The sequence below is a fragment of the Pradoshia sp. Z3_51 genome (assembly GCF_058215915.1).
Genome location: NZ_JBZAJC010000002.1, coordinates 600418 through 622328, shown reverse-complemented (window position 1 = coordinate 622328; position 21911 = coordinate 600418). Strand labels below are relative to the sequence as shown.

The 21911-nt window shown below is 35.5% G+C and carries 22 protein-coding genes and 2 pseudogenes; 9 read left to right on the top strand and 15 right to left on the bottom strand.

Annotated features, from left to right (window positions below; genetic code table 11):
• Positions 1-90: 90 nt before the first annotated feature.
• Positions 91-348: pseudogene (locus tag AC4BHA_RS06640) on the top strand (IS3 family transposase); the annotation flags it as partial.
• 191 nt (positions 349-539) lie between these two features.
• On the opposite strand, the gene AC4BHA_RS06635 reads toward AC4BHA_RS06640, so the two are convergent.
• Both AC4BHA_RS06635 and AC4BHA_RS06630 read right to left on the bottom strand, forming a co-directional pair.
• On the bottom strand, positions 540-1010 hold the full coding sequence (locus AC4BHA_RS06635; protein WP_490558327.1) for a hypothetical protein: 471 nt from the start codon (positions 1008-1010) through the stop codon (positions 540-542).
• Between the two features lie 330 nt (positions 1011-1340).
• Positions 1341-1875: pseudogene (locus tag AC4BHA_RS06630) on the bottom strand (aminoglycoside phosphotransferase family protein); the annotation flags it as partial.
• Between the two features lie 564 nt (positions 1876-2439).
• On the opposite strand from AC4BHA_RS06630, the gene AC4BHA_RS06625 reads away from it, so the two are divergent.
• The 4 genes from AC4BHA_RS06625 to AC4BHA_RS06610 all read left to right on the top strand — a co-directional run bounded on the left by AC4BHA_RS06625 (position 2440) and on the right by AC4BHA_RS06610 (position 5425).
• Positions 2440-2874, top strand: a complete 435-nt coding sequence (locus AC4BHA_RS06625) for a hypothetical protein (RefSeq protein ID WP_490558326.1) — start codon at positions 2440-2442, stop codon at positions 2872-2874.
• Positions 2875-3304: 430 nt separating this feature from the next.
• Positions 3305-3529 carry a hypothetical protein gene (locus tag AC4BHA_RS06620; protein ID WP_139891144.1) on the top strand — a complete coding sequence of 75 codons (225 nt, stop codon included), beginning with the start codon at positions 3305-3307 and terminating at the stop codon, positions 3527-3529.
• A 360-nt stretch (positions 3530-3889) separates the two neighbouring features.
• Positions 3890-4927 carry a MerR family transcriptional regulator gene (locus tag AC4BHA_RS06615; protein WP_066099853.1) on the top strand — a complete coding sequence of 346 codons (1038 nt, stop codon included), beginning with the start codon at positions 3890-3892 and terminating at the stop codon, positions 4925-4927.
• Positions 4928-4948: 21 nt separating this feature from the next.
• Complete coding sequence (locus tag AC4BHA_RS06610; protein ID WP_066099855.1) at positions 4949-5425, top strand: MerR family transcriptional regulator; 477 nt, start codon at positions 4949-4951, stop codon at positions 5423-5425.
• 108 nt (positions 5426-5533) lie between these two features.
• On the opposite strand, the gene AC4BHA_RS06605 is transcribed toward AC4BHA_RS06610, so the two are convergent.
• Positions 5534-6076 carry a GNAT family N-acetyltransferase gene (locus AC4BHA_RS06605; RefSeq protein WP_066099858.1) on the bottom strand — a complete coding sequence of 181 codons (543 nt, stop codon included), beginning with the start codon at positions 6074-6076 and terminating at the stop codon, positions 5534-5536.
• Between the two features lie 26 nt (positions 6077-6102).
• Entirely contained in the window at positions 6103-6585 is a 483-nt protein-coding gene (locus AC4BHA_RS06600; RefSeq protein WP_490558325.1) for a GNAT family N-acetyltransferase, read from the bottom strand.
• Positions 6586-6791: 206 nt separating this feature from the next.
• Here AC4BHA_RS06600 and zupT point away from each other — a divergent pair, with 206 nt between their 5' ends.
• Entirely contained in the window at positions 6792-7601 is an 810-nt protein-coding gene (gene zupT / locus AC4BHA_RS06595) for a zinc transporter ZupT (protein WP_066099864.1), read from the top strand.
• A gap of 64 nt (positions 7602-7665) precedes the next feature.
• Here zupT and AC4BHA_RS06590 read toward each other — a convergent pair whose 3' ends face one another.
• Positions 7666-8487 carry an STAS domain-containing protein gene (locus AC4BHA_RS06590; protein ID WP_066099869.1) on the bottom strand — a complete coding sequence of 274 codons (822 nt, stop codon included), beginning with the start codon at positions 8485-8487 and terminating at the stop codon, positions 7666-7668.
• Between the two features lie 771 nt (positions 8488-9258).
• Between AC4BHA_RS06590 and AC4BHA_RS06585 the strand changes: the two genes are divergently transcribed.
• A complete protein-coding gene (locus tag AC4BHA_RS06585; RefSeq protein WP_490558324.1) occupies positions 9259-9522 on the top strand; it encodes a hypothetical protein in 264 nt (87 codons plus the stop codon).
• 58 nt (positions 9523-9580) lie between these two features.
• Here the strand turns inward: AC4BHA_RS06585 and AC4BHA_RS06580 are convergent, their stop codons facing one another.
• Entirely contained in the window at positions 9581-10090 is a 510-nt protein-coding gene (locus AC4BHA_RS06580; RefSeq protein ID WP_066102213.1) for an LURP-one-related family protein, read from the bottom strand.
• A 241-nt stretch (positions 10091-10331) separates the two neighbouring features.
• Here AC4BHA_RS06580 and AC4BHA_RS06575 point away from each other — a divergent pair, with 241 nt between their 5' ends.
• Entirely contained in the window at positions 10332-10622 is a 291-nt protein-coding gene (locus AC4BHA_RS06575; RefSeq protein ID WP_066099877.1) for a hypothetical protein, read from the top strand.
• A gap of 191 nt (positions 10623-10813) precedes the next feature.
• Here the strand turns inward: AC4BHA_RS06575 and AC4BHA_RS06570 are convergent, their stop codons facing one another.
• The 4 genes from AC4BHA_RS06570 to fosB form a co-directional block, all read right to left on the bottom strand.
• Positions 10814-11776 carry a S8 family peptidase gene (locus AC4BHA_RS06570; protein WP_490558323.1) on the bottom strand — a complete coding sequence of 321 codons (963 nt, stop codon included), beginning with the start codon at positions 11774-11776 and terminating at the stop codon, positions 10814-10816.
• Between the two features lie 379 nt (positions 11777-12155).
• Positions 12156-12866 carry a 6-phosphogluconolactonase gene (locus tag AC4BHA_RS06565; protein ID WP_490558322.1) on the bottom strand — a complete coding sequence of 237 codons (711 nt, stop codon included), beginning with the start codon at positions 12864-12866 and terminating at the stop codon, positions 12156-12158.
• 375 nt (positions 12867-13241) lie between these two features.
• Positions 13242-14201 carry a DMT family transporter gene (locus AC4BHA_RS06560; protein ID WP_490558321.1) on the bottom strand — a complete coding sequence of 320 codons (960 nt, stop codon included), beginning with the start codon at positions 14199-14201 and terminating at the stop codon, positions 13242-13244.
• Between the two features lie 334 nt (positions 14202-14535).
• On the bottom strand, positions 14536-14955 hold the full coding sequence (fosB, locus tag AC4BHA_RS06555; RefSeq protein ID WP_140461336.1) for a metallothiol transferase FosB: 420 nt from the start codon (positions 14953-14955) through the stop codon (positions 14536-14538).
• Positions 14956-15133: 178 nt separating this feature from the next.
• Between fosB and AC4BHA_RS06550 the strand changes: the two genes are divergently transcribed.
• Complete coding sequence (locus tag AC4BHA_RS06550) at positions 15134-16507, top strand: MATE family efflux transporter (RefSeq protein WP_490558320.1); 1374 nt, start codon at positions 15134-15136, stop codon at positions 16505-16507.
• 65 nt (positions 16508-16572) lie between these two features.
• On the opposite strand, the gene AC4BHA_RS06545 is transcribed toward AC4BHA_RS06550, so the two are convergent.
• From AC4BHA_RS06545 to AC4BHA_RS06525, 5 genes are all read right to left on the bottom strand, one after another.
• Positions 16573-18645, bottom strand: coding sequence for a catalase (locus AC4BHA_RS06545; RefSeq protein WP_490558374.1), 2073 nt, complete (start codon positions 18643-18645; stop codon positions 16573-16575).
• 320 nt (positions 18646-18965) lie between these two features.
• Entirely contained in the window at positions 18966-19115 is a 150-nt protein-coding gene (locus tag AC4BHA_RS06540) for a YvrJ family protein (RefSeq protein ID WP_066099896.1), read from the bottom strand.
• A 74-nt stretch (positions 19116-19189) separates the two neighbouring features.
• Positions 19190-19408 carry a DUF2922 domain-containing protein gene (locus AC4BHA_RS06535; RefSeq protein WP_490558319.1) on the bottom strand — a complete coding sequence of 73 codons (219 nt, stop codon included), beginning with the start codon at positions 19406-19408 and terminating at the stop codon, positions 19190-19192.
• A gap of 42 nt (positions 19409-19450) precedes the next feature.
• Positions 19451-19663, bottom strand: coding sequence for a DUF1659 domain-containing protein (locus AC4BHA_RS06530; protein WP_066099901.1), 213 nt, complete (start codon positions 19661-19663; stop codon positions 19451-19453).
• Between the two features lie 455 nt (positions 19664-20118).
• Positions 20119-21894: an ABC transporter ATP-binding protein gene (locus tag AC4BHA_RS06525; protein WP_490558373.1), complete on the bottom strand. Its 1776-nt coding sequence runs from the start codon at positions 21892-21894 to the stop codon at positions 20119-20121.
• Positions 21895-21911 lie beyond the last annotated feature (17 nt).

The following is a 21911-nucleotide window of genomic DNA, read 5'->3' as shown; positions in this document are numbered from 1 at the left end:
GAGAGAGAACGATAGAGGGTGGTTTAAAGTACCTATATCCTCCAGAGAAATGTTAGGAAATATACATGAGGTTAAAGTACCACTTAAGTTCGACAAACAAAAGTAAAAGTCATCTATGAATTAAGGTATAAATACCCGGTAAAAGCACTAGTGGCAGTTTCACACACCCCACGTGGTACATATTACAATTTAGTAAGGAAGATGGAGCGTCCATACCCAGATTTCGATTTAAAGACTGAAATTCAAGCGATTTATGAGGAACATGAAGGGCTTGGACGTTATTGCTACCGCCGTATACGGGATGAGTTAGCGAACCGTGGGCAAAAAGTGAATTATAAGAAGGTTCAATGCTCGAATTACTTTATTGGAAAGAAATTTGAATGTGTAGAGCATTTTAAAATCGAATTAGAAAAATCATAACCTATTACAACACGAAACGAATGAAGGCGAATTTAAAATTAAATCCGGTGTAATACCTAACATTTTTACCCAAGTTGCCTAATGAAAACCATGTCTAACTTCTTGGGATCACCTTAATGCTAGTCAATTTCTAACACAAATGTATAAGATATCGTTCCATCATTCCATTCAGCTAATACTTCATATATATAACGGCCTTTACTTGCAGGAATATAAAACTGTTTATTTTTATGTTCGATTTCTTGTCCTCTGCCCTTTTCATTCCATAAATAAATTTTAATATCTGGGTTATCGTCAATTTGGATAGTGGCTTTTTGATTAGATTTAACCTTAATTGATTCTATGCTGTCCGCCATCCGATAAGGAGAGGCGTGATCTGTTTCCACCATTTCTTCTTCTTCTCCGTTAATCCTTTTCCATTTATAATTTCCTTTTTCCAGCTGATACTCTATCCCATTAATTATTACTTCTCCCTTCATATGTGGAGGAAATTCATTAGCATTAGCTTCATTTTCTTTACCTGTATTATTTGAACAACCTGTAATCAGAAGTAAAACGAAAATTAACATCCCCATAAAAAAGTTTCTCATCGACTGGTTCCTCCATTCTCTTACCCTCTAAGATGAGTTTTTTATATTTTTAAACGGTCTACTTTTATATAAGTACAAAACCATAATTATATTATGTAAATTAAAATCCATCTAACGCATATGGTTAGCTTAATAAATCTCTTCCTATAGCGGACATTGCTGATGAACAATTTCCAGTAGATGTTTAGATTTTCCCTTGGAAACATGCTCTGCTAATCTTGCTCCAGCAATAATTGGGATCCACTGCAAAACCTCCTTTTCTGATAACCCGCTTCTCACGCAATACAGATGCAAATACATTTCGGCCAACTCCATTGAAACTTCTGAATACAAAAGATACGTCCGACATACATCAGCACGAATATCTCCTACGCTGCTATCTACCCAATCAATAATCGTTACTTTATTGTCTGAATCGATTAAATAAATGGAAATCACCATGGCAAAGTCGCTTATCATATGACATTTCATTCATTTTTTGTATCAAAATATCCTTATGTTTTCTTTTTAAAACTGCTGCCTGTTCAATTTGGCGTATTAATTTATCTGTCATGAGTTCAAGAGAATCAGCAATAACCGAATGTATTTCCTGTTGTATATCAATCGACATACTCATGTAATATTCAGCTTTACTCATGTTTTCAGATACGATACTGCCAAATGTTCTGCCCTTAATGTACTCCATTATGATTGCTTGTTTTCCATCTATTACTGTCACATCCACTATTTCTGGAACAGAAAGTCCCAAAGAAAAAACTAGCTTTTGCTTATTAGCTTCATACCTTGCTTCCGTCGCTGGTAAATACTCTTTAAATACTTTGATAATCTTATTATCCCAAAGATATATATTTGCTGTATTCCCCATCGCGAATGGAGCGGCTAATTCCATTGAATATCTCCCCTTGATTCATACTCATGTAGCTTCCACTGTAGACATTACTCTAAAAAATAATATATATATTGCCTGATTACTTCTTTATATTTCAACAAATACTGTGTAATTCCTCTTTCTATAGTACGTTTAATGCCGCTTATCAACAAAAGAGCCTCATTTAAGGATGAATTTATACAAAAATAAAGATTGCAATTAACTTCTTATAATTGCATCCTATCTATATTTCCTGAGGTTCATCAATCAAATAGAGCTATTCCCCTCCAGTCATATTATTAGATAATGCGGAATGTTATGGTGGTTAACTGATAAATTTAAACATTTCCTGTGTTTTATTTATACATTCATTCTGGCAATAGGGACATTCGGAAGTTTCTTTGGCCTAATCCGTAAGTATTCGAATTCTCTTTGCCTTAGCGCAGTCATCAAGAAAATGTAACTTATTACCAAAAGGCATAAAACTATTTCTTTCTTCCCTGATGTTCATTAAAATGTAATTACAAAAATAGGTATCTTACGTGAGAAAGGAAAAAAAACATGAAGAAATTTTTTTTCATAATACTTGCACTTGTAATGTGCACGGGGTTAGTTGCATGTGGCAGTTCATCTAGTAGTAAACAGGAGGGATATACACCTGCTAAACCACTAGATCTTTCAGGTACATGGGTTCAAATTAATAGCAATTCTGATGAAGCTTGGCAGGAAGCCACTATTGCAGATGGCACAATTGAAATCAACTGGATCAGTGATAAAGGGGAAACAAAATCATTGTACTGGTCTGGCACATATGAAGCGCCAACTAAATCCACTAATGAATATGAATGGACATCTAAAAATGATAAAGAAAAAACTGACAGTGCCTTGTTAGCATCTGGTACTGACACTAAAGATTTCACTTATAAAGATGGTGTGATTTCCTATGAAGCATCAGCTATGGGAACAACTACTACTATCAAATTGGAAAGACAGTAAATCATCTTAGCATAAATTGAAAGCCCATGAAAAAAACAGGTCAGAGGCCAAATGCCCTCTGGCCTTTTCTCATGAACATCTTTTTTGATTTCATTAATTTGAATACCTTTTCAAAGGAAGTATCCCCTCTAAATTAGCAACGCCAACTTTCGCTACTATATAAGATTCTTTGGGTTTTACTTTCGCAAACTAAATACATCACTGCACCGATTGCTAATAACAAAATCTAAATGATTCATTTTTCACCTTTTTACTTCCGTAAATTTTATGCTCAACAAACAATTAATTCCTGGAAATCAGCCCTGCGTAATTAAGGATCTCTTAACAAAAAAATAATTAAGCATTATTTGTTCACAAAATATACACAATCTGTTACGATAATTGTAACAATTTAAATTTTTTTACTATTCCTACAAAGGGTGGGGTTCAAATGAAATTAAAAACATACGGGTTATTTATACTTTCCATTATTTTTGCTGTTATAGGACATTTTAAAGTTTCCGGAAGCATACAGCCAAATGGTATTGAGGTATACTCCAACACAACCGTTCTTGAGAGTATTTCCAACGGAGTTTTGTTAGGCGGGTTTGTCTTCTTTATCGGAATGGCAATGCTAGGATATTCTGTTTATAACTTTGTAAAAGAACATTCTTAATGTTTGGCCCTCAGGTACTTGCTGAGGGTTTTTTTATTTGCTTTTTTTGTCCTACACCTTTTTACTGTTAAGCTACAAACTTCACTTTTTTCTACCGCAAAATATTTCAACCTATCCTGTTTCCCCCTTTATCGTGCATATAATTGCCATGCCTCGTCCGTATTATGAATCCTTCCCAGCATTCTCTGTTTTTAGATAGGTAAACCTCCCGAAATGAACATAAAAACAAGGACTCTGAAGAAATACAACTTGTTTTGATAGCTTTTGTCATGCAGCAGGAAAAGTATATTGCCTGTGAAGAATACATGTATTAGAAAGATACAAATATACCTAAACGACAAAGGGAAAGGATTGTTAATTATGAAAGATAATCAAATCTTACGAGCATATTCCATTAAAGAAGTTTCACGGAGAATAAATGTACCTGCAGGAACAATCCGCCAATGGGAAAAGGACTTAAATGGCGTATTAATTATTCCGCGTTCTAAACAGGGAGCCCGTTTTTATACTGAAGTTGAAATTTCAATTTTAAAAAGAATAAAGGAAATGCGTGATAAAAATCTTAGTAAGGAAATTATTAAGGACATGCTACAAAAACATTTAACTCAAGAAAAACAGCCTGTTTCAGAACCCCCTTCTGAAGATTCCGGAACCTCTTTGGCTGTTGTAGAAAAACCAGCTGAACCAAGGATGGAGGATTTCTTGGTAGCCATGGATGATTATAAGAATAATTTAATGAAAGAAATGTCAGCAGAGTTACGAAATAATCGGAACCTTATGATTGAAGAGGTAAAAAAAGAAATTTCACAAGGTTCAATTGATACGATTAAAGGCCTATCGAAAACGATTCAACGATCCAATATAAAAACAAACGGAGAGTTACGAAAACTTTCTCTAAATGTTTCAAAAGCATCAGAGCGTACATCCGAAACATTCGGAGCACTAACGACCACCATTGCGAGGTCTTCAGAGGGAGCCTTTGAATCGTTTTCCAAACGGATATCCGAAGCGGCCGCAGATGGTTATCGTGACTTACTTGCAGACCTCTCTGCGTCCGTAACTGAAACACAACAAGAAATTAAAAGTGTAACAGAGGCCATGTATCAGGATCGCGAGCAGTATTTCGAAACGATGAATAATGAATTAGACCAGTATCGAAATGACATCCGTCAACGAGAGGAAGCTTTTAAACAAATGGTCATGAGCTTCCGAGATGCGGCACCTACAAAAGAAATAGAAAAACCAAAAACAGTGAAATTTAAAGACGTTAAAAAGAATAAAACAAAGGAAAAAGGAAAAGTCAAAACAGAAAAAAATAAGCAAGATAAACAGACTTTAAAGGAAAAGGATATGGTTCCAGCAGAAAAGAAATGGTGGAGTTTTCGACGCAAGAAGTAAAATCTAAAGGTGGTATTAAAAATGAATACAAACGAAGTAGCTAAAATCTTAGGAGTTTCATCGAGTACAGTTAAACGTTGGGTTAAACACCTATCTATTGAACCTGCCAGAAATTCTAAAGGGCACTTTATCTTTACAAAGGAAGAATTCAGCCAATTGGAACACTATCATAATCAAGATCAAATTCAATCCGTTCAAATGCTCTCTCATCCAAATAACGAAGAGGTAGAGAAACTAAAACTAAAAGTTAATGAACTTGAATTAAAACTGTATAAAAAAGCGGATGGTGTTGCGTCCATCCAGCTACTCCAACATCGAAATGAACTTGAGGATTTACTGTCAATCGTAAATGAACTAACAACTCGAATGGATCATCTTGAGACCCAATTAAGCGGAACAAAAAAACCTCCCGCTATTTCTAAGCCGATTGCACTTGATACAATAAAATCCAGGCGAAAAAGGAAACGGAAAATAACACAAATCATGTTTGGGTTATAAGGATATTAACTTAGAAGTATAACGGGACTTTTTCAATAAGTTCCGTTATTTGCTTTATTAATGTCTGTATACGTCCAACCGCCGAAAAATAATACAGCGGAGTATTTATCAGTGTTTCCATTCCGGTTTCGTAATTGAAAATACATAGGCATCATGTGATTGATTTCTCTGATATAAATATCCTCGAAGTGTCCCTTCTAATGTAAAACCCATTTTCAGCAACAAATGATTAGATGAAGTATTAGCCGGATACGTAATAGCCCCTATCCGGAATAAATCAAGTTGATGAAAGGAATAGTTTACTACTGATATAATAGCTTCTGTTGCATATCCTAACCGCCAAAAATCCGGATGAATCTCATACCCAATCTCGGCACGTTTGCTTTTTAAACTAAGATTATTTAAGCCAACTGTACCAATTAACTGACCAGATTCCTTTAAAGTAATACCCCACCTTATGGATTGCCCAAGTGCCAGCCCTCTATCCAGAGTTGCAAAAATTAAAGCAGCATCTTCCTTTTTGGTCAAAGGCTCCATCCCATAATACTCCATTACTTCTTGTTTAGACATGATCGTAAAATACTGGTTTAGATGAGAGGTATTTAATCTTACTAATTGTAAACGCTTAGTTTCTAATTCTACAAAATCCATTTAAACTCCTCCATTTCTTATCCCCTTTAAATCTTCAAATGCAAAACCATTTGTTCTCCTCTTTTCCCCATCCTCCTCTCCCCCATATCCTTAAAGCCGCAGTTTATGTATAAGGATTGAGCAGGGATATTTTTCATATTCACTAGCAGAACAACTTCATCAATTTCCTCAAAATGATTTTTGATAAAGTTGGAGATCGAGTATAATGCTTGTTTGGCAAACCCTCTCTTTTGGTATTTATAATTAACTGAAAAACTCGTTAATAACAGTGCTCTATGGTTTGTCGAAACTTCAGCCACCCTTTTGCCACTGTATAAACAGAAAAAGCCGACTGCCTTTCCGTTATTAAGAATCAACACTGGAAACTTATCACAATCCTGATATACTTGTTCCAATACTTCAAGCGGATATGATGTAAATAGATATTGTTCAGGGGGTAGCATATAATCTCTTATACCTTCTATATATTCGTCGGAATAACTAGCTAATGTAATTTTAGAAGTATCCAAATTTCATCCTCCATATTTTTCAAAATAGAAGTAATAATTTATAATACCTAATTTATTTTAAAGATTCAATTTTTTTATGAACAATATACTTTTGACGAACATATTAATTAAAGTATAGAATTATAATCTATAGAGTTATATTTTGATTTTACTTGATTCAAAAAGGTACACTATGTTTAAGTTATAAGGTTAGAGAGGTTTTCATAATGGATCAAACTATTTTATTTGCCTTTGCATTAACACTCATGGCTGGTTTAGCAACAGGAATCGGGAGCTTGATTGCTCTGTTAACATCTCGTACCAATAAAGTGTTTTTATCCGTTTCACTGGGCTTTTCTGCCGGAGTCATGATTTATGTTTCAATGGTTGAAATTTTCGTTAAGGCAAAAGATTCTCTTGTCAGTGCTCTAGGTTATGAAAAGGGCTATACAATGACTGTGGTTGGTTTTTTTGGCGGTATCTTACTTATCGCCTTAATTGACCGTTTTATCCCAAAGCAAGGGAATCCTCATGAACCAAAAAAAGTGGAGGACATGAATAAGCCGCGAAGTGAAATTCATAGTGATGAGCTTATGAAAATGGGTGTGTTTACCGCTTTGGCAATTGGTATTCACAATTTCCCGGAAGGTATCGCTACATTTACATCAGCAATACAGGATCCTGGCTTAGGAATTGCTATTGCAGTCGCCATCGCTATTCACAATATTCCCGAGGGGATAGCGGTTGCCGTGCCTATCTATTTTGCGACCGGGGACAAACGAAAAGCCTTTAAACTTTCATTTCTCTCCGGATTGGCAGAGCCAGTCGGTGCTCTAGTAGCTTACTTACTGTTAATGCCATTCTTAACTGATATGTTGTTTGGAATTATCTTTTCGGCGGTTGCAGGGATTATGGTATTCATTTCGTTGGATGAATTATTACCTGCAGCTAAAAAGTATGATGAAGGTCACCATGCCATTTATGGGTTGATAGCAGGGATGGCGTTAATGGCAATTAGTTTATTATTATTTATTTAACCAGCTATTTCAAAAAAAGTAGGTCCTGAATTTTCAGGGCCTACTTTTCTTTTACTTAAAAGTTTTAAAGAAATCTTTTGATAGCTTGTTGAAGACTGCCCATTGTAGTAGCTTTGTTTTCAAAATTAATCCCCATATGGATAATTTGCTGTACAATATCGGGGCGAAGTCCTGTGATAATGGATTCACACCCCATCATTGAAGTACCCTCAATTAACTTCATTAGTTGATCAATAACATCAGGATCCATCTCAGCTATACCGGATAAATCAATAATTAAGGTTTGGATATGGTGTTCTCCAACTGCTTGTAACGCTTTCTTTTCTATAATTTTGGACCTATTATCATCCCATACACCGATTAGTGGTAAGATACAAATCGTCGGTGTGATCGGTATAATCGGGACGGATAAATTTTCAACCATTTTAGTCTGCTTTTCAATTAATATATCTTTATAATTCGAATAGCTGATAAAGAAAGTATTCAAGAAACTATCAATTTGATTGTTAATTTGTTTTTCCATAATAAAAAAATCTTCCATATTAAAAGATTCTTCTGATTGTTGAACAAATTGATTGATAAATGCCCACATCGTTCTTCTTATTGCCTGTACCCATTCCAATTTAAAATTCAAAGTAAGGGAATGAGTAGCCCAAGCTATGCCTTCTTGCTTAGCAAAATCAATAACTTCTTTCTTCTCCTGGTCAAGAACGTATATAACCAGTTTATGGGCGTTATTTATCAAATCAATATTGCCAATCAGTAAGATTTCTTCTATTTTCCGCCTGACATTTACTGCTTCAGATAATAACATATCGCTAAAGGACTGGCGATTTTCCACGATATATTCTTTGATCATGGCAGCTTTATCCAAGGTTGTATCCATTCTATCCCTCCTATTATAGTCGTCTGGCTACATAAATTTTATCAGACACTTCAATAATCGTAAAATATTAACTCTTCCTTTCTAAAGTATTTAATAGGTCATCTTATTAATTCGTATGACAGAAAAGCTACAAAGGATTTTACCCTTTATAAAGGCTTTTCGTATAGTTTGTTGTTAGTAGTCAAAGGTTGAGTGCGAAAACCCAAATTAGAGGAAAATAAAGTGAAAAAATCCAATAAATACAAAGAGAAATGTGATATAAATACTTGTAGTATTTTAATTAGATGGGGGATTCAATGTATAAAAGATATTGGGGATCTTTGACATTTTTGAGCTTGTATGTAGTTGTGTCTATACGTGTTTTCCACACCTAAACTCTTTCCTAATTTAAGCCAGCGAAACCAATTGAGGCAGTTATCAAATATTAAGTTGCAACAACTTAAATATGCTAACGGATCTTCAGTCTACTATAAAAAATATCGTTATTCCCTCTTTAAGCTTAATATATCAACCCCCATTTGGTATAACCATCACGAAAACAGCCTTTAAAAAAGAAAAGTCATGAAGGGTTAGTATTCTGGAACGAATCGTTGGTCACTTAGAAGAACATAAAAAAAACTAGAATGAACCCATATAATCTCGCTTACAGAGTTCATTTTAGTCTCATAGCATTTGTTTGATTAAAAATTGTTACTCTTAATTTCTACTACTTTTTTGTAAATTCAATCATATACTAATATGGATTATGAAAATTTTTAACGGAGGTTAAGGATGATAACGATAAAATCCTTATATGGAGTCACAGCTATGAATTTATTTATCCTTTTACCCTTATTAACAGAGTCCTTACTTCAGGATTGGACATTTTCTTTTTCCCAGCTCGCCTATTTTTTCTGCCCCATTATTACCATGATAACACTTATTAAGATTATCCAATTAGATATATTAAAAACCTATCATGGTGCCTTCAACTTTATTGTTCAATTACTTATTGGAGGCACTTCAATTATTATCGCGTTCAATCAGTCTGGCTAAGTCACCTCTATTTACTCTTTTAGTTCTATCAATTAAAGTTTTAAGAGTAATCTCTCGTTTATACGGTACTGTTCGCAGCCGAATGACTCCTTTTTTGAATAGCATTTACACCCATGACAACAGCTATCATTTCACCTATTTCGATTTCATTGGAAGTTTTAGATAATTCATAGGCAGGACTTGATAAGATGGAGTTGACTTTTCTAAATCGGCCAACTTGCTTTCCTTTTTCACTGAGGATTTCATATCTTTTGGAAAAGGTTTCTGAATCAATACGGAATACTCCCCGGTTATGAGCTGTGTACTCGTATTTTTTGGCAAAAAAGCTAAATCTTGCACGTACGAAGCCAAGTTCATCCCCCTCTTGATTTGTAACGATCCACCTGTTGCTGAAAAGCGGGAATTTGCCGCTAATCAAAATATTTCCCTTCAAATCTAATACATCGATTGTGGAAGTAAAGGCACTTTTTAAATCTAATTTACCAACAATGTGTTCATCCCTTGTATAAATATCTTTTTGGCCAGATGAAAAAAAACTATCTGTAAAGTATAAATTCTTATAATCCATATTGCCACTCCCTGACATTCTTAATTCCCTCTTCATTAACATTTCTACATCTAAAACCGTATTCCTGCCTTAAAATATATATTGCCACTGAAGTTTGTCTACCTTTATAATGAATACAAAATTATCCATTTTCACGATGTCCCCCTAAATGATTGGCATTCGTTAATGAAGCCCTTTATCCTGCCTGTCCACCAATCATTTTTCAAATATTAAAAGAATAACTAATAAAGGAGTGGAGACATTGGATTGGAATTTATTTGGCGCCCTAGCGATTGCTCTCTTTCTTATTCGCTGGGATCAGAACAACATTAAACTTATTAATTTATTTAAAGAACTGTTAATGATAGGCTTGTTTGTACTTATTTTATCTTTTAGCCTTAAAGTTGAGAATCTAGCATTTTCCGTTTTCAACTATGTTCCTGAACAATTTGAAATTTGGACTGGCGCTCTCCTCTTCATTTCCTTTATTGGCGCATTGACTCACAGAGGCTGGCGCATCTTCAACACAAACCATATCAATCGTCATCATTAAAAATGAATGCTAATCCATTTCCTACATAAACGAAAGGACTGCCATACTGAGCTAGCTATTCAGTGTGGCAGTCCTTTTTATGGTTACGCGGCCAATCTTACTATCACTGTTATAATGAAGCTTTTCAAATCTTCTCATTCGCATCATAAATCTTTTTAACGATTCAAGAATACTTTTGTACTGTCAACAATCTACATATTTATAGCATCATCTAAGGACAGTTTATTAACCAGCTCTGTTAAATAGTCAGGGGCTGTCAAATACAGCAAGCCATTTCCCTCTAATTTAGGTGAGTTCCCAAGCGGTATTGTTCTCTTTATTAATTGTGCATATATTTCCGGCTCACTTAAGTTACGATCAAAGCTGTTATTGGTCATAACCTTAATAAGAGCCATTGCTCCTGCCACATGAGGCGTAGCCATAGATGTTCCACTTAAAGTCGCATATTTTCCGTTCAAATAAGTGGATAGAATTTTCTCACCAGGTGCTACCAAATCGATTTCTTTATTGGAATTAGAAAATCGGGATGACCGGTGTTCGAGATCAATCGCGCCAACACTGATGACTTCGTTGTAAACTGCCGGATAGCAAAGCTCTTCCGTCTCTTCATTACCATCTCCATCATTGCCTGCGGCACAAATAACTGCAATATTATTCATTACTGCCTTCTTAATTGCTTCATGCAACTCAGGTACATCTTCTGTTCCCCCTAGAGACATAGAAATAATATCTGCTTTTTGCTCGATTGCATAAAGAACTCCGTTAATAATCCAGTCATATTCACCGGAGCCATCCTTATCCAATACTTTCAGAATAAGCAGCTTGGCAGCTGGAGCAACCCCAACTACCCCACTTTTATCTTGCGTGGCTGCAATTGTTCCCGCCACATGTGTACCATGCCCGTTATAATCCTGGAATTTATCAGGGTCACTATCATCGTCTGTAGTAAAATTCCGGCCGCCAATAATTTGCTTTGCCAAATCAGGATGGTTCACATCACAACCAGTATCCAACACCGCAATAGTTACACCCTCACCCATCGTAACATTCCAGATTTCAGGGGCTTCGATCATTTCAATTCCCTTTGGCACCTCATTGACCGAATCAAGCTGTTGATCAATATGATATGGTATAACTTGCACTTCTCTCTTCATCTTATCTCCTCCACTTGAGATTAATTTGAAGCCGGTACCAGTTGTTACCCATATTTTAACAATATATATATAAATATCATAGGTACATTTGCACTGATTTTTAATTAGCTTATTTACATAATTATTCATGATTCATGGTTACTACTTATCAATCGTTATATTTTGACAAGTTAACATTATAATTAACCTGAGTGTAACAATGGGCGTGATTCAAAAATGAAAGACAAAATCGTATTTTATCACTAATACAAAAAACGATTATCCGACCTCTTCACTGATTCAAAACCGATAAATAGTATAATGAATATTCAGAAAATGGTATGTAATAACGCTGACTGATTATTTTACTTAATATTGATTTTTATACCATGTACGTTTTTTAAACCCTTAATAAGCTTCCAGCTTCCTGATCTAATAAGAAAGTTGTATTTTGGTGTAAAACTTTCTTTTGTGTATGTAAATGTAAATTCTCCTTTAACGTTTTCCTGATTATTTGCGCTTTATGCAAACCATTCGCCAACACAATAACTTCCCGCGCTCCCATTATATGTTTATATCCTACCAAGTAAGCTGCAGGCAGATCCTGTGTATCAGACTGATTATAATAATCCTTATCTCCTATGCGGCGAACATGTGAATAACAAGAAAAAGAACTACTGGGACTAATAAAACCAATCTTGCAATCTCCGCCAATTCCCAATAGGACTAAATCTAATCCCCCGTTTTTAATAATATCATTGTCAATTCTCTTACATTCCTTATGAGGTACCTCAGATTTTCCGTTAAAAAAAACCAATTGTGAAGCTTTGACATTAACTTTAGAAAAAAATTCTTTATAGAGGAATTGATTGCAGCTGCCTTCATCATAAGTGCTTCTGCCCATCCATTCATACATAACTGCAAAACGGCACTCTGAAAAATCAACCAACCCCAATGAATATTGGTTCGCTAATATCTCCAATACTCGCCTTAGACTATTTTCGGCAGGGAGACCTATAAAAAGGTTTGGTTTTTCATTGATTTCTTGTATGATTATTTCAGCCGCGGATGTGGACATTTCTTCGTAATCTTTAAAAATTGTATAGTTCATTTTCTCACAATACTCCTTCCAATATTTAAGCATTTAATTCATTATCCTAAAGATGTATTTCTATTCAGTCATTCATTAACTAGTCCAATTTGTGAAATTTAAGAGAAAGTACAGAGGCGGAGTAAGTAATCATTTATGTACTAAACAGAGGAGGTTATAAACTGTATTGAAGTTAGAAGTTATAAGAAATTGTTGGTTTTATCAAACTACCTTTCCAATAATACAATGCTTCCATCCTCCTAGGCAAGAAAGATGTCTGAAATTTTTGTTAAATTAATCAGAATAAAGTCTTACTAGGAGATAAAAAAAGAAAAAATGTCAATTTCAGCAGAATTAACATTTTAGACGGATTACTATTTATATATTTCTACCTTTTTATATTTCTTTTGCAGTAATCGTATTCTCTTTCTTCTCAACAGAACTTAAGCTATGCAAGACTAATCCAAACATGACAATAAATATTCCAATCATAGCCGAGATGGACGGAAATAAAATAGATAAGATTATCATCTCTCCTGCTAAAGCAAACAAAATTTCCATGGATTGAGTGGCCTCCACCGCTGCCATCTTTTTCATATCACGGTTAACGAGATCGGTTGCTTTAAAAAATAGAACGGTGGCAATGACTCCTGAAGAAATAGCAACTATCAATGTTTGAATATTTTGCATAGGGCTTGGTGGTCCAACTGTAGACAGCGCCAGAATGGAGACGATAATCCAAAGAGGTAAGCTGGCTATGGTCATTCCTAGTACTCGTTGATATGCATCCAACCGACCTTTTGTAATTTCCATCATTTTACGGTTTCCTAATGGATAAGCAAATGCTGCTATCAGGATTGGGATAAAACCAAATAAGAATTCCTTTATTGTTAACTGATTCATATTTTCCATCTGTATCAATAAAATCCCCAGTAAAATAAAGCATGAGAAAAACAATTGCTTTTTAGGTATGATACCTTTTTTTGAATAAATCCCCTCTTTAAATTCAAAAAACAATGGTGTCAATAAAGTACCTGCCACTATTGTAATTTGCCAGGTTCCTGCTGTAAGCCACCCTGGAGAATATGCTGCAGCAAAACATAAAGGCAGATAGAACATCCCAAAACCAATAAAGCTCCAAAAAAACCATGCCTTTAAGTTTTCTCGCATAATAACAAACAATTGCCATAAATTCTTTCGGAAATAAACAATTGCCATTAAAAATGGAATCATATAAATATAGCGCAATGACGCACTCCAAAGCCAGCTACCTCCTGAGAGTTCCATTGACCTGTTTAGTATAAATGTCACCGCAAAGAAAAAAGATGCCAATATACCTAACAATATGGATTGCACTCACATCAACTCCCTATACTAAATTCTTCTCAAAATGGCTATGCCTTTCTCTTAAACCATCTATTATAAAAGGTTTTACAAATGTAAAAGATGCGTAGGTAAAATAAAATGTACATTTGGAATTATTAACAACCTTCTAATAACAAGAAAATCATTCTTTTCCTCAAACGTTTATCTATGAAACGTGTAATATTCGTAACGGCAAAAAAGTTAGAATTAAGGAACAAGTTTCAATCATTTTATCTTTTTTTAAATGCTGCGTGAATACATTATCATTGGCATCCAAGCTTAATAAATATAGAATAATGATTACTTTAAGCTGCTTTCACATCAACTAAAAAAACTTCATATGGGTTTTCGCTTCTTTATAATAGGAAAGACGATCATCAAGATTCCCAGTATGGAACTCAAATTTATGTCCATCAGGATCAGTAAAATAAACGGATCGCTGATCTTTTAGATCTCTTATTCTTCCTGGAAGAATATTCACGTTTAACTTTTTTAAGTGATTTATACACTCATCGAAATCTGCTTCTTCTACGGAGAAAGCTATGTGGGTATATGAATATTCTATGTCCCTCCGAGGTATCATTTTTTCTTCATTCAATGCTAACCATAAACCATTAAAATTAAAATATGCAGTTGTTCTCCCTTTTACAAGTAATTTCGCTTCGAACACTTGTTCATAAAATAAAATGGATTGATCCAGATTGGATACGGAAAATAACAAATGATTAATCCCTTTTATATTCATCCTTTATTCACCCTTTGTTTTTGGTTCATTATACTTGAAAACGAACCAAATCCCCCAGATAAAAGATACTTCCAAAAGATAAAACTCATGTTTTCATAATCTCTTCTATACATATAATGGTAAAGTATTATAGAATGATTTATTAGGTGTTTAATTTAAACTAAAGGAGTCAGACGGATTGTTAAATACAGAAAATTTAAAAAATCAATCGCTTTTTTCTATATCATGGCCTTTATTTATAGAGCTTAGCTTACATATAGCAATGGGGTTACTGGCTACATTGATGCTTGGACATTATTCTGACCTAGCTGCAGCAGGAGTAGGTGTCGCCAACCAATTAATAAGTATTTTTATCTTAGTTTTTAATGTCTCTTCTATTGGTGCGATGATCTTAATTGGACAAAGGATCGGGGCACAGCGTCTTGATAAAGCAAGACAATTATCAAGATCTGCATTTAGCATTAATGTATGGTTTGGTGTCCTCATATCTCTTATTGTAGTTATTTTCGGGCAGAGTTTATTGAATTTATTTGACATTAGCGGAGAGGTTTATGACTATGCTCTTCTATTCATAAGGATTGTTGGATTTTCTTTATTTCTTGAGTCAATTTCACTTGTTCTAAGCGCTATTCTCAGGAGCCATGGAAGAACAAAGGAACCTATGTATGTTTCACTCTTTATGAATATTATCAGTACACTAGGCTATGTCATTAGTATTTACGGAGTATTCAATCTTCCGATAACCGGTGTGACTGGTGTTTCATGGACGATGGTTATTGCTCGAAGTTTTGCAGTGGTCGCTTTAATAATGATCGTTGCCAAAGAGCTTGCATTGCGCTTCCGATTAAGTGATTTATTTCATATTAACACTGAAGACATGAAAAATCTTTTTCAAATAGGTATTCCCTCTGCCGGTGAAAATTTATCCTATCATTTTTCACAGCTGTTGGTAACTGCTTTCGTTGCCACCCTCGGTGATGCTTCATTAGTTGCACGTGTTTATTTAACGAATATTACAATGCTCTGTTATTTATTCAGCGTTGCGATTGGCGAGGGAACACAACTGTTGGTTGCAAGATATATAGGGGGCGGTCACTTTGATCAGGCCTTAAAAAGAGGAATGAAAACCGTAAAAATAGCTGTATTTGCCTCTACAGCTGTGTCACTGACATTTGCACTAATGGGAAATTCATTGATTGAGTTATTTACATCTAATGCGGCCATTTTAGCGATTGCTTTGCCTGTTCTCTGGGGAATTGCCTTTGTTGAACCTGGCAGAGCTGTCAACATTGTTTTAATGAGCTCATTAAAATCAGCAGGGGATGTTCGTTTCCCAGTCATTATCGGCATTTTATCTATGTGGACATTTACTGTAGGTTTCGGGTATTTGTTTGGCATTACATTCGGGCTTGGTTTACTCGGAATATGGATTGCTCAGGGAATTGACGAATGGTTCCGTGCAATCTTTGCAGTCAAACGCTGGCACAGCCGTCCATGGGAGAAAAAATTCGCTCATCAGACAAAAAAACAAGATCCTATTCATATTTCCTAACTGACAAAAAGCCTCTAAATCCGTTGTTGTGGATTAGAGGCTTTTTAATCAATATTTGAACTTTCTTATTGAATACGATCCCAGTGGCGATGCTTAGCAACCGCTTCAATAAACTGCTCAACTGACTTATTTATTGGTTCATCAGAAGCCGAGGTAATAATACCGGCAGCTCCATTAGATGTCCGGATAAATGGAGCAACCAAATCTGCAGCTTCTTTTGGGGCACCTATTGCTTTAAAGTGATTGAATGCATCCATTATAAACTCATTCACCTTGTTGATCGTTTTTAGAGCATCTACACTATGTTGACCCGAAGCAAGATAGACAGCATCATATAAAACTGAATCTGTTGTCAAAAACGTCTGGTCTACCTTTAACACAGCTCCATTAGCGCTAGTTATTTCTCCTTGGTTCTCAGAAACAATTTCAGCAATTAAACCAGCCTCCTCAAAGGCTACCAGCGCCTGTTTTAAATCAATTCCATCAAATCCATTATGGACAAGGACAGCAACCTTTCTTGTCGCGGCACCCATGGTTGTATTCAATTGACTGAGTGCAGGTGATGAATCAATTACTTTTGATTCTTTAACTTCAGTATTTGATGGTACTTCAAGACCTAAACCATTCGCAATTTGTTCAGCCAAATAATGATCCACATTCGCATACATATTAACAACTTGTTGTTGGATATCCTTACTTAGACATTTACCAAGCTCAAAGCGGAATGCATCGATGATATGTTGTTTTTCTACTGAAGACATGCTGTTCCAAAATAATTTAGCTTGGCTGTAGTGATCCTTAAAACTTTCACTTCTCTTCCGAACTTTAGATCCATCTACCTTTTCCTGATAATGCTCGAAACCGCCTTCTTCAGGAGAGGCCGGTGATGGAGAATTATTGGCTAACCCATTTTTATTGTAGCTAACCTGTCCTTTATCGATACGCATTTGATGATATCCGTCACGTTGGTGATTGTGTACGGGTGAAATCGGGCGGTTAATCGGAATTTGTTGGAAGTTCGGTCCCCCAAGCCTTAACAGCTGTGTATCCGTATAAGAGAATAGACGCCCCTGTAATAATGGATCATTGGTAAAATCAATTCCCGGTACAATATGACCAATATGGAATGCCGCCTGTTCCGTTTCCGCAAATACATTATCCACATTTTTATTAAGCGTCATTTTACCTATTTTCTGTACAGGTATGAGTTCTTCTGGCCACACTTTAGTAGGATCCAGTATATCGAAATCAAACTTAAATTCATCTTCTTCCTTAACTACCTGAATACCAAACTCATACTCTGGATAATTTCCCATTTCAATCGCTTCATATAAATCACGACGATGAAAATCAGGATCTTTACCTGCGATTTTTTGCGCTTCATCCCAGACAAGAGAATGGACCCCAAGTATTGGTTTCCAATGGAATTTAACAAAATGGGCTTCTCCTTGTTCATTTACAAGTCTAAATGTATGGACACCAAACCCTTCCATCATCCGATAGCTTCTAGGTATACCCCTATCAGAGTTCGTCCATAGAACCATATGTGCAGATTCAGTATTATTTACAACAAAATCATAAAAAGTATCGTGGGCTGTTGCTGCTTGAGGCATCTCATTGTGTGGCTCAGGCTTAAAGGAATGAACTAAATCTGGAAACTTAATCGCATCCTGAATGAAAAATACAGGAATATTATTTCCTACGAGATCAAAATTACCTTCATCCGTATAAAATTTGGTTGCAAATCCACGGGCATCCCTTACAGAATCAGCAGATCCCCTGGAGCCTGCCACAGTGGAAAATCGTACAAAGACTGGTGTTTTTTTAGATGGATCCTGCAAAAAACTTGCTTTGGTCAGCTTCGTCATTGGTTCATACACCTGAAAATAACCATGTGCACCAAAACCACGAGCGTGGACAATTCGTTCCGGAATTCTCTCATGGTCAAAATGCGTCATTTTTTCCCGAAAATGAAAATCCTCCATGAGAGTCGGTCCACGGTCACCCGCTTTTAAAGAATGTTCATCTTCAGAAACTCGTACACCATGATTGGTTGTTAATTTTTTTTCACTATTATCCACTCTAAAATCATCTAATTGCTTGTCTTTTTTGTTTTGAATATGGTTATCAGCCATCATCTCTACCTCATCTCTTTGTCTAATGGTTTCATATATACATAAACATATATAAAAATACACATTTTTCAAAAAATACCACTGATTCATTATTTTTAAACCTTAAAAAGTTAAAAGGAATTAATATAGAAATGTTAATTAGGTAGAAAATAAAACATATAGGATAAAACTAGAAAGCCGAAGCCAGAGAGCTGTATTGGTGTTGAAAGCGGTTGTTATTTCATACGTATCACTTGCACTTACTACACTGGCACTTAGTATTCGCAATGAGTGATAGCCCAATAAAAAAAGCTTGCCATTCTTACTGATGGCAAGCCTTATAATTATTTTTTGATCAGTTCACTAAGCATTAAAGGCAATGATTGTATGGAATTATTCAGCATCTCCAGCTTCCCTTCAATACGGTATAAAAGATAAACGGTTACCACAATAGGGAAACCCACATCTTTAATTAACGGAATTAAATCGTTCACGGATTGCCACCTCCTCGCTCAATCCTTAAAAAATGGCTAATCCAGCTTATTTGGATTAGCCATCTGTTCATCAATTACACAAATGAATATTCGGTTTTTGCTGTTTCAACTAACTGTGCTTCTTCTTTACTAACGTAAAAACCTGATTTTGTTAAGAATACTTTCGATTTAATAATGATATCCATTGCCTGTCTAACCGCTTCTTGGTCAACTGGCATTTTTGGGTTATCAATTGATAGTTTAGCAGTTTTACCTTCTTCTGTTAGAAAATATAATTCTAGAACATTTTCCATCTGTAGCCCCTCCTTTCTATCCGATATTCCCTTCTACCGATACTAGATTTGCCAAGTATCCAAGCGCCTTACTCCTGCTACTTCATGGACTTGAAGAGAGATAATCGCATTTGCACATCGTTTTAATGCTTCACCATCCGCCCCATTATTAATATTGGATAGTGTTCTTTTCTGGGTGATTGGTTCCCCTTGTGCATCGACCCCAACAACAAATTCAATTTGCAGCTTTGTTAACTCTAAGAATTGATTTTCCATGTTCTCACCTCCTTTTCACCTCTTATATATAAATAAAGAAACTAAAAAGGAGCATCTATAAAAATATTATTTCTCTATTCTTAGCTAGTTTGGTATTTCTCGGCAACCGATGTATTTATCTCGATATCGTGCTGTTTATGATATTAGGCAATCATTCTTCCTATTATAAATTTCTTTTTTGAATGCAATTTGTACTTTTTTGGAAGTAAAGTACAGTTTTATTCTTGGCAGAAATATCCCTGTACTGATGAATGTAATTGTAAGACCGAAAGCAAGATAGTATACATGCTCGGTGCAGGGCTCTAGCGTCAGTTGAACTAATCCGCTAGTCTCCCACTATTCGTTATTGCTTCTCATTCGTTTGAAGTGAGGATCTTGACTCCAGTTTGAACGAAAAAAGAGCAACGGATGTAAATCCATCGCTCTTCTTTTGAAAAGCATATTATATAGTGAAATCAAGTCGTGAATTGGCTTTCATATAGTCTGTGATAATACCCTTTATTTTGAATAAGCTCGTTATGAGTTCCATGTTCCACAATCAACCCATCATCGATGACATATATACAGTCAGCATTCTCGATTGTTTTTAAGCGGTGTGCAATTACAAAGGTTGTACGACCCTTAGTCAAATTCTTCATTCCGTTTTGAATGGCTATTTCTGTGCGTGTATCAATACTTGAAGTGGCTTCATCCAATATTAAAATATCTGAATCTGCTAAAACCGCTCGTGCAATCGAGATTAATTGCCTTTGACCCTGGCTTAAGTTGATACCACCCGATGTGATGACTGTATTATATTGATTTGGCAAATGTTTAATAAACTGGTGTGCAGCAGCAATCTTAGCAGCTCGAATGACCTCCTCATCAGAGGCATCCAGTTTACCATAACGGATATTCTCCATGATTGTTCCAGAAAACAAATATGTTTCCTGTAGAACGATTCCTATCCTTTTTCTTAAATCTTCGACTAAATAATCCTCTATTAATCTGTCATCAATCCATATTTCACCGCTTAATCGATCATAGAATCTTGATAGCAGATTAATAATAGTCGTTTTTCCTGAACCAGTTTTGCCTACCAATGCTATGGTTTGTCCGCTTTTAGCTTCTAAGGAAATACCTTTTATAATTTCCTTCTCTTTCTCATAGCCAAATCGAACACCTTTAAATCGGACATTCCCTTTTATAGAAGTCGCTGGTATAGCTCCCCTTTTATTCTTTAAATCAGGTACTTCATCCATTATCTCAAACACACGCTCAGCTCCTGCTATAGCGGATTGAATCGTATTCATCAAATTGGATAACTGATTGATCGGTCTGAAAAATAATCTTGAATACGTAACAAAAGCAGCGATTACACCTATTGTTGTCAGCCCATGCACCGACATGATGGCCCCAGTGCCAATAATCAAGCTAAGGCCGAGATTATTGATAAAGTTATTGACAGGGCCGAGAAAACCACCATATGTATCAGCCTGTATAGCCGATTCACGCAAGTCCTCATTGATCTTTTTAAACTCCTTGATAGTCTCCTGCTCTCGTCCAAAAAGAGTGATGACCTCTTTGCCGCTTATTGCTTCTTCTACATACCCATTCAGGTTACCTAAATTTTGCTGCCTCTTGGCATAATTACGGCTGCTCACTTGGATAATCTTTTTGGATGTAAAAATCATAAGGGGTATCACAAGAAATGAGACAATAGCCAACACCCAATTTAATGCAAACATGGCGATTGAGACACCAATGATTGTCAGTAAGGAAGAAAAAATCTGGACTACACTTTGGCTTAATGCATTATTTAAATTATCAATATCGTTGGTTACCCGGCTCATTAAATCGCCGGATGAGCGTTTATCAAAAAATCGGAGGCTTAATGTATGCAGGGTTGAAAATAATTCTTCTCTAATTGTCCGAATCGTTTTTAATGAAATATGTATCATCAAGTTTTGCTGGAGCCAGGTAAGAATCGCACCTGCTATATAAATAACGGCTAATAGCAAAGTCATTCGAATAGAACCATCTACATCTTTAACAAGTACATATTCATCAATTGTGATACCAATATAATAAGGACCAAGCAAACTGAACACAGTCGAAAATAGTACGCATATGATTGACGCATACAGTGTTAATTTTCGCCTTTTAAGATAGGTCCATATTCTTAGGACCGTTTCCTTTTGATGTTTTGCCTTGCTTTTAGGCCCAAATAAATGTCTGTGACCTGGTCTCATATTCACTTGTTTTTGAG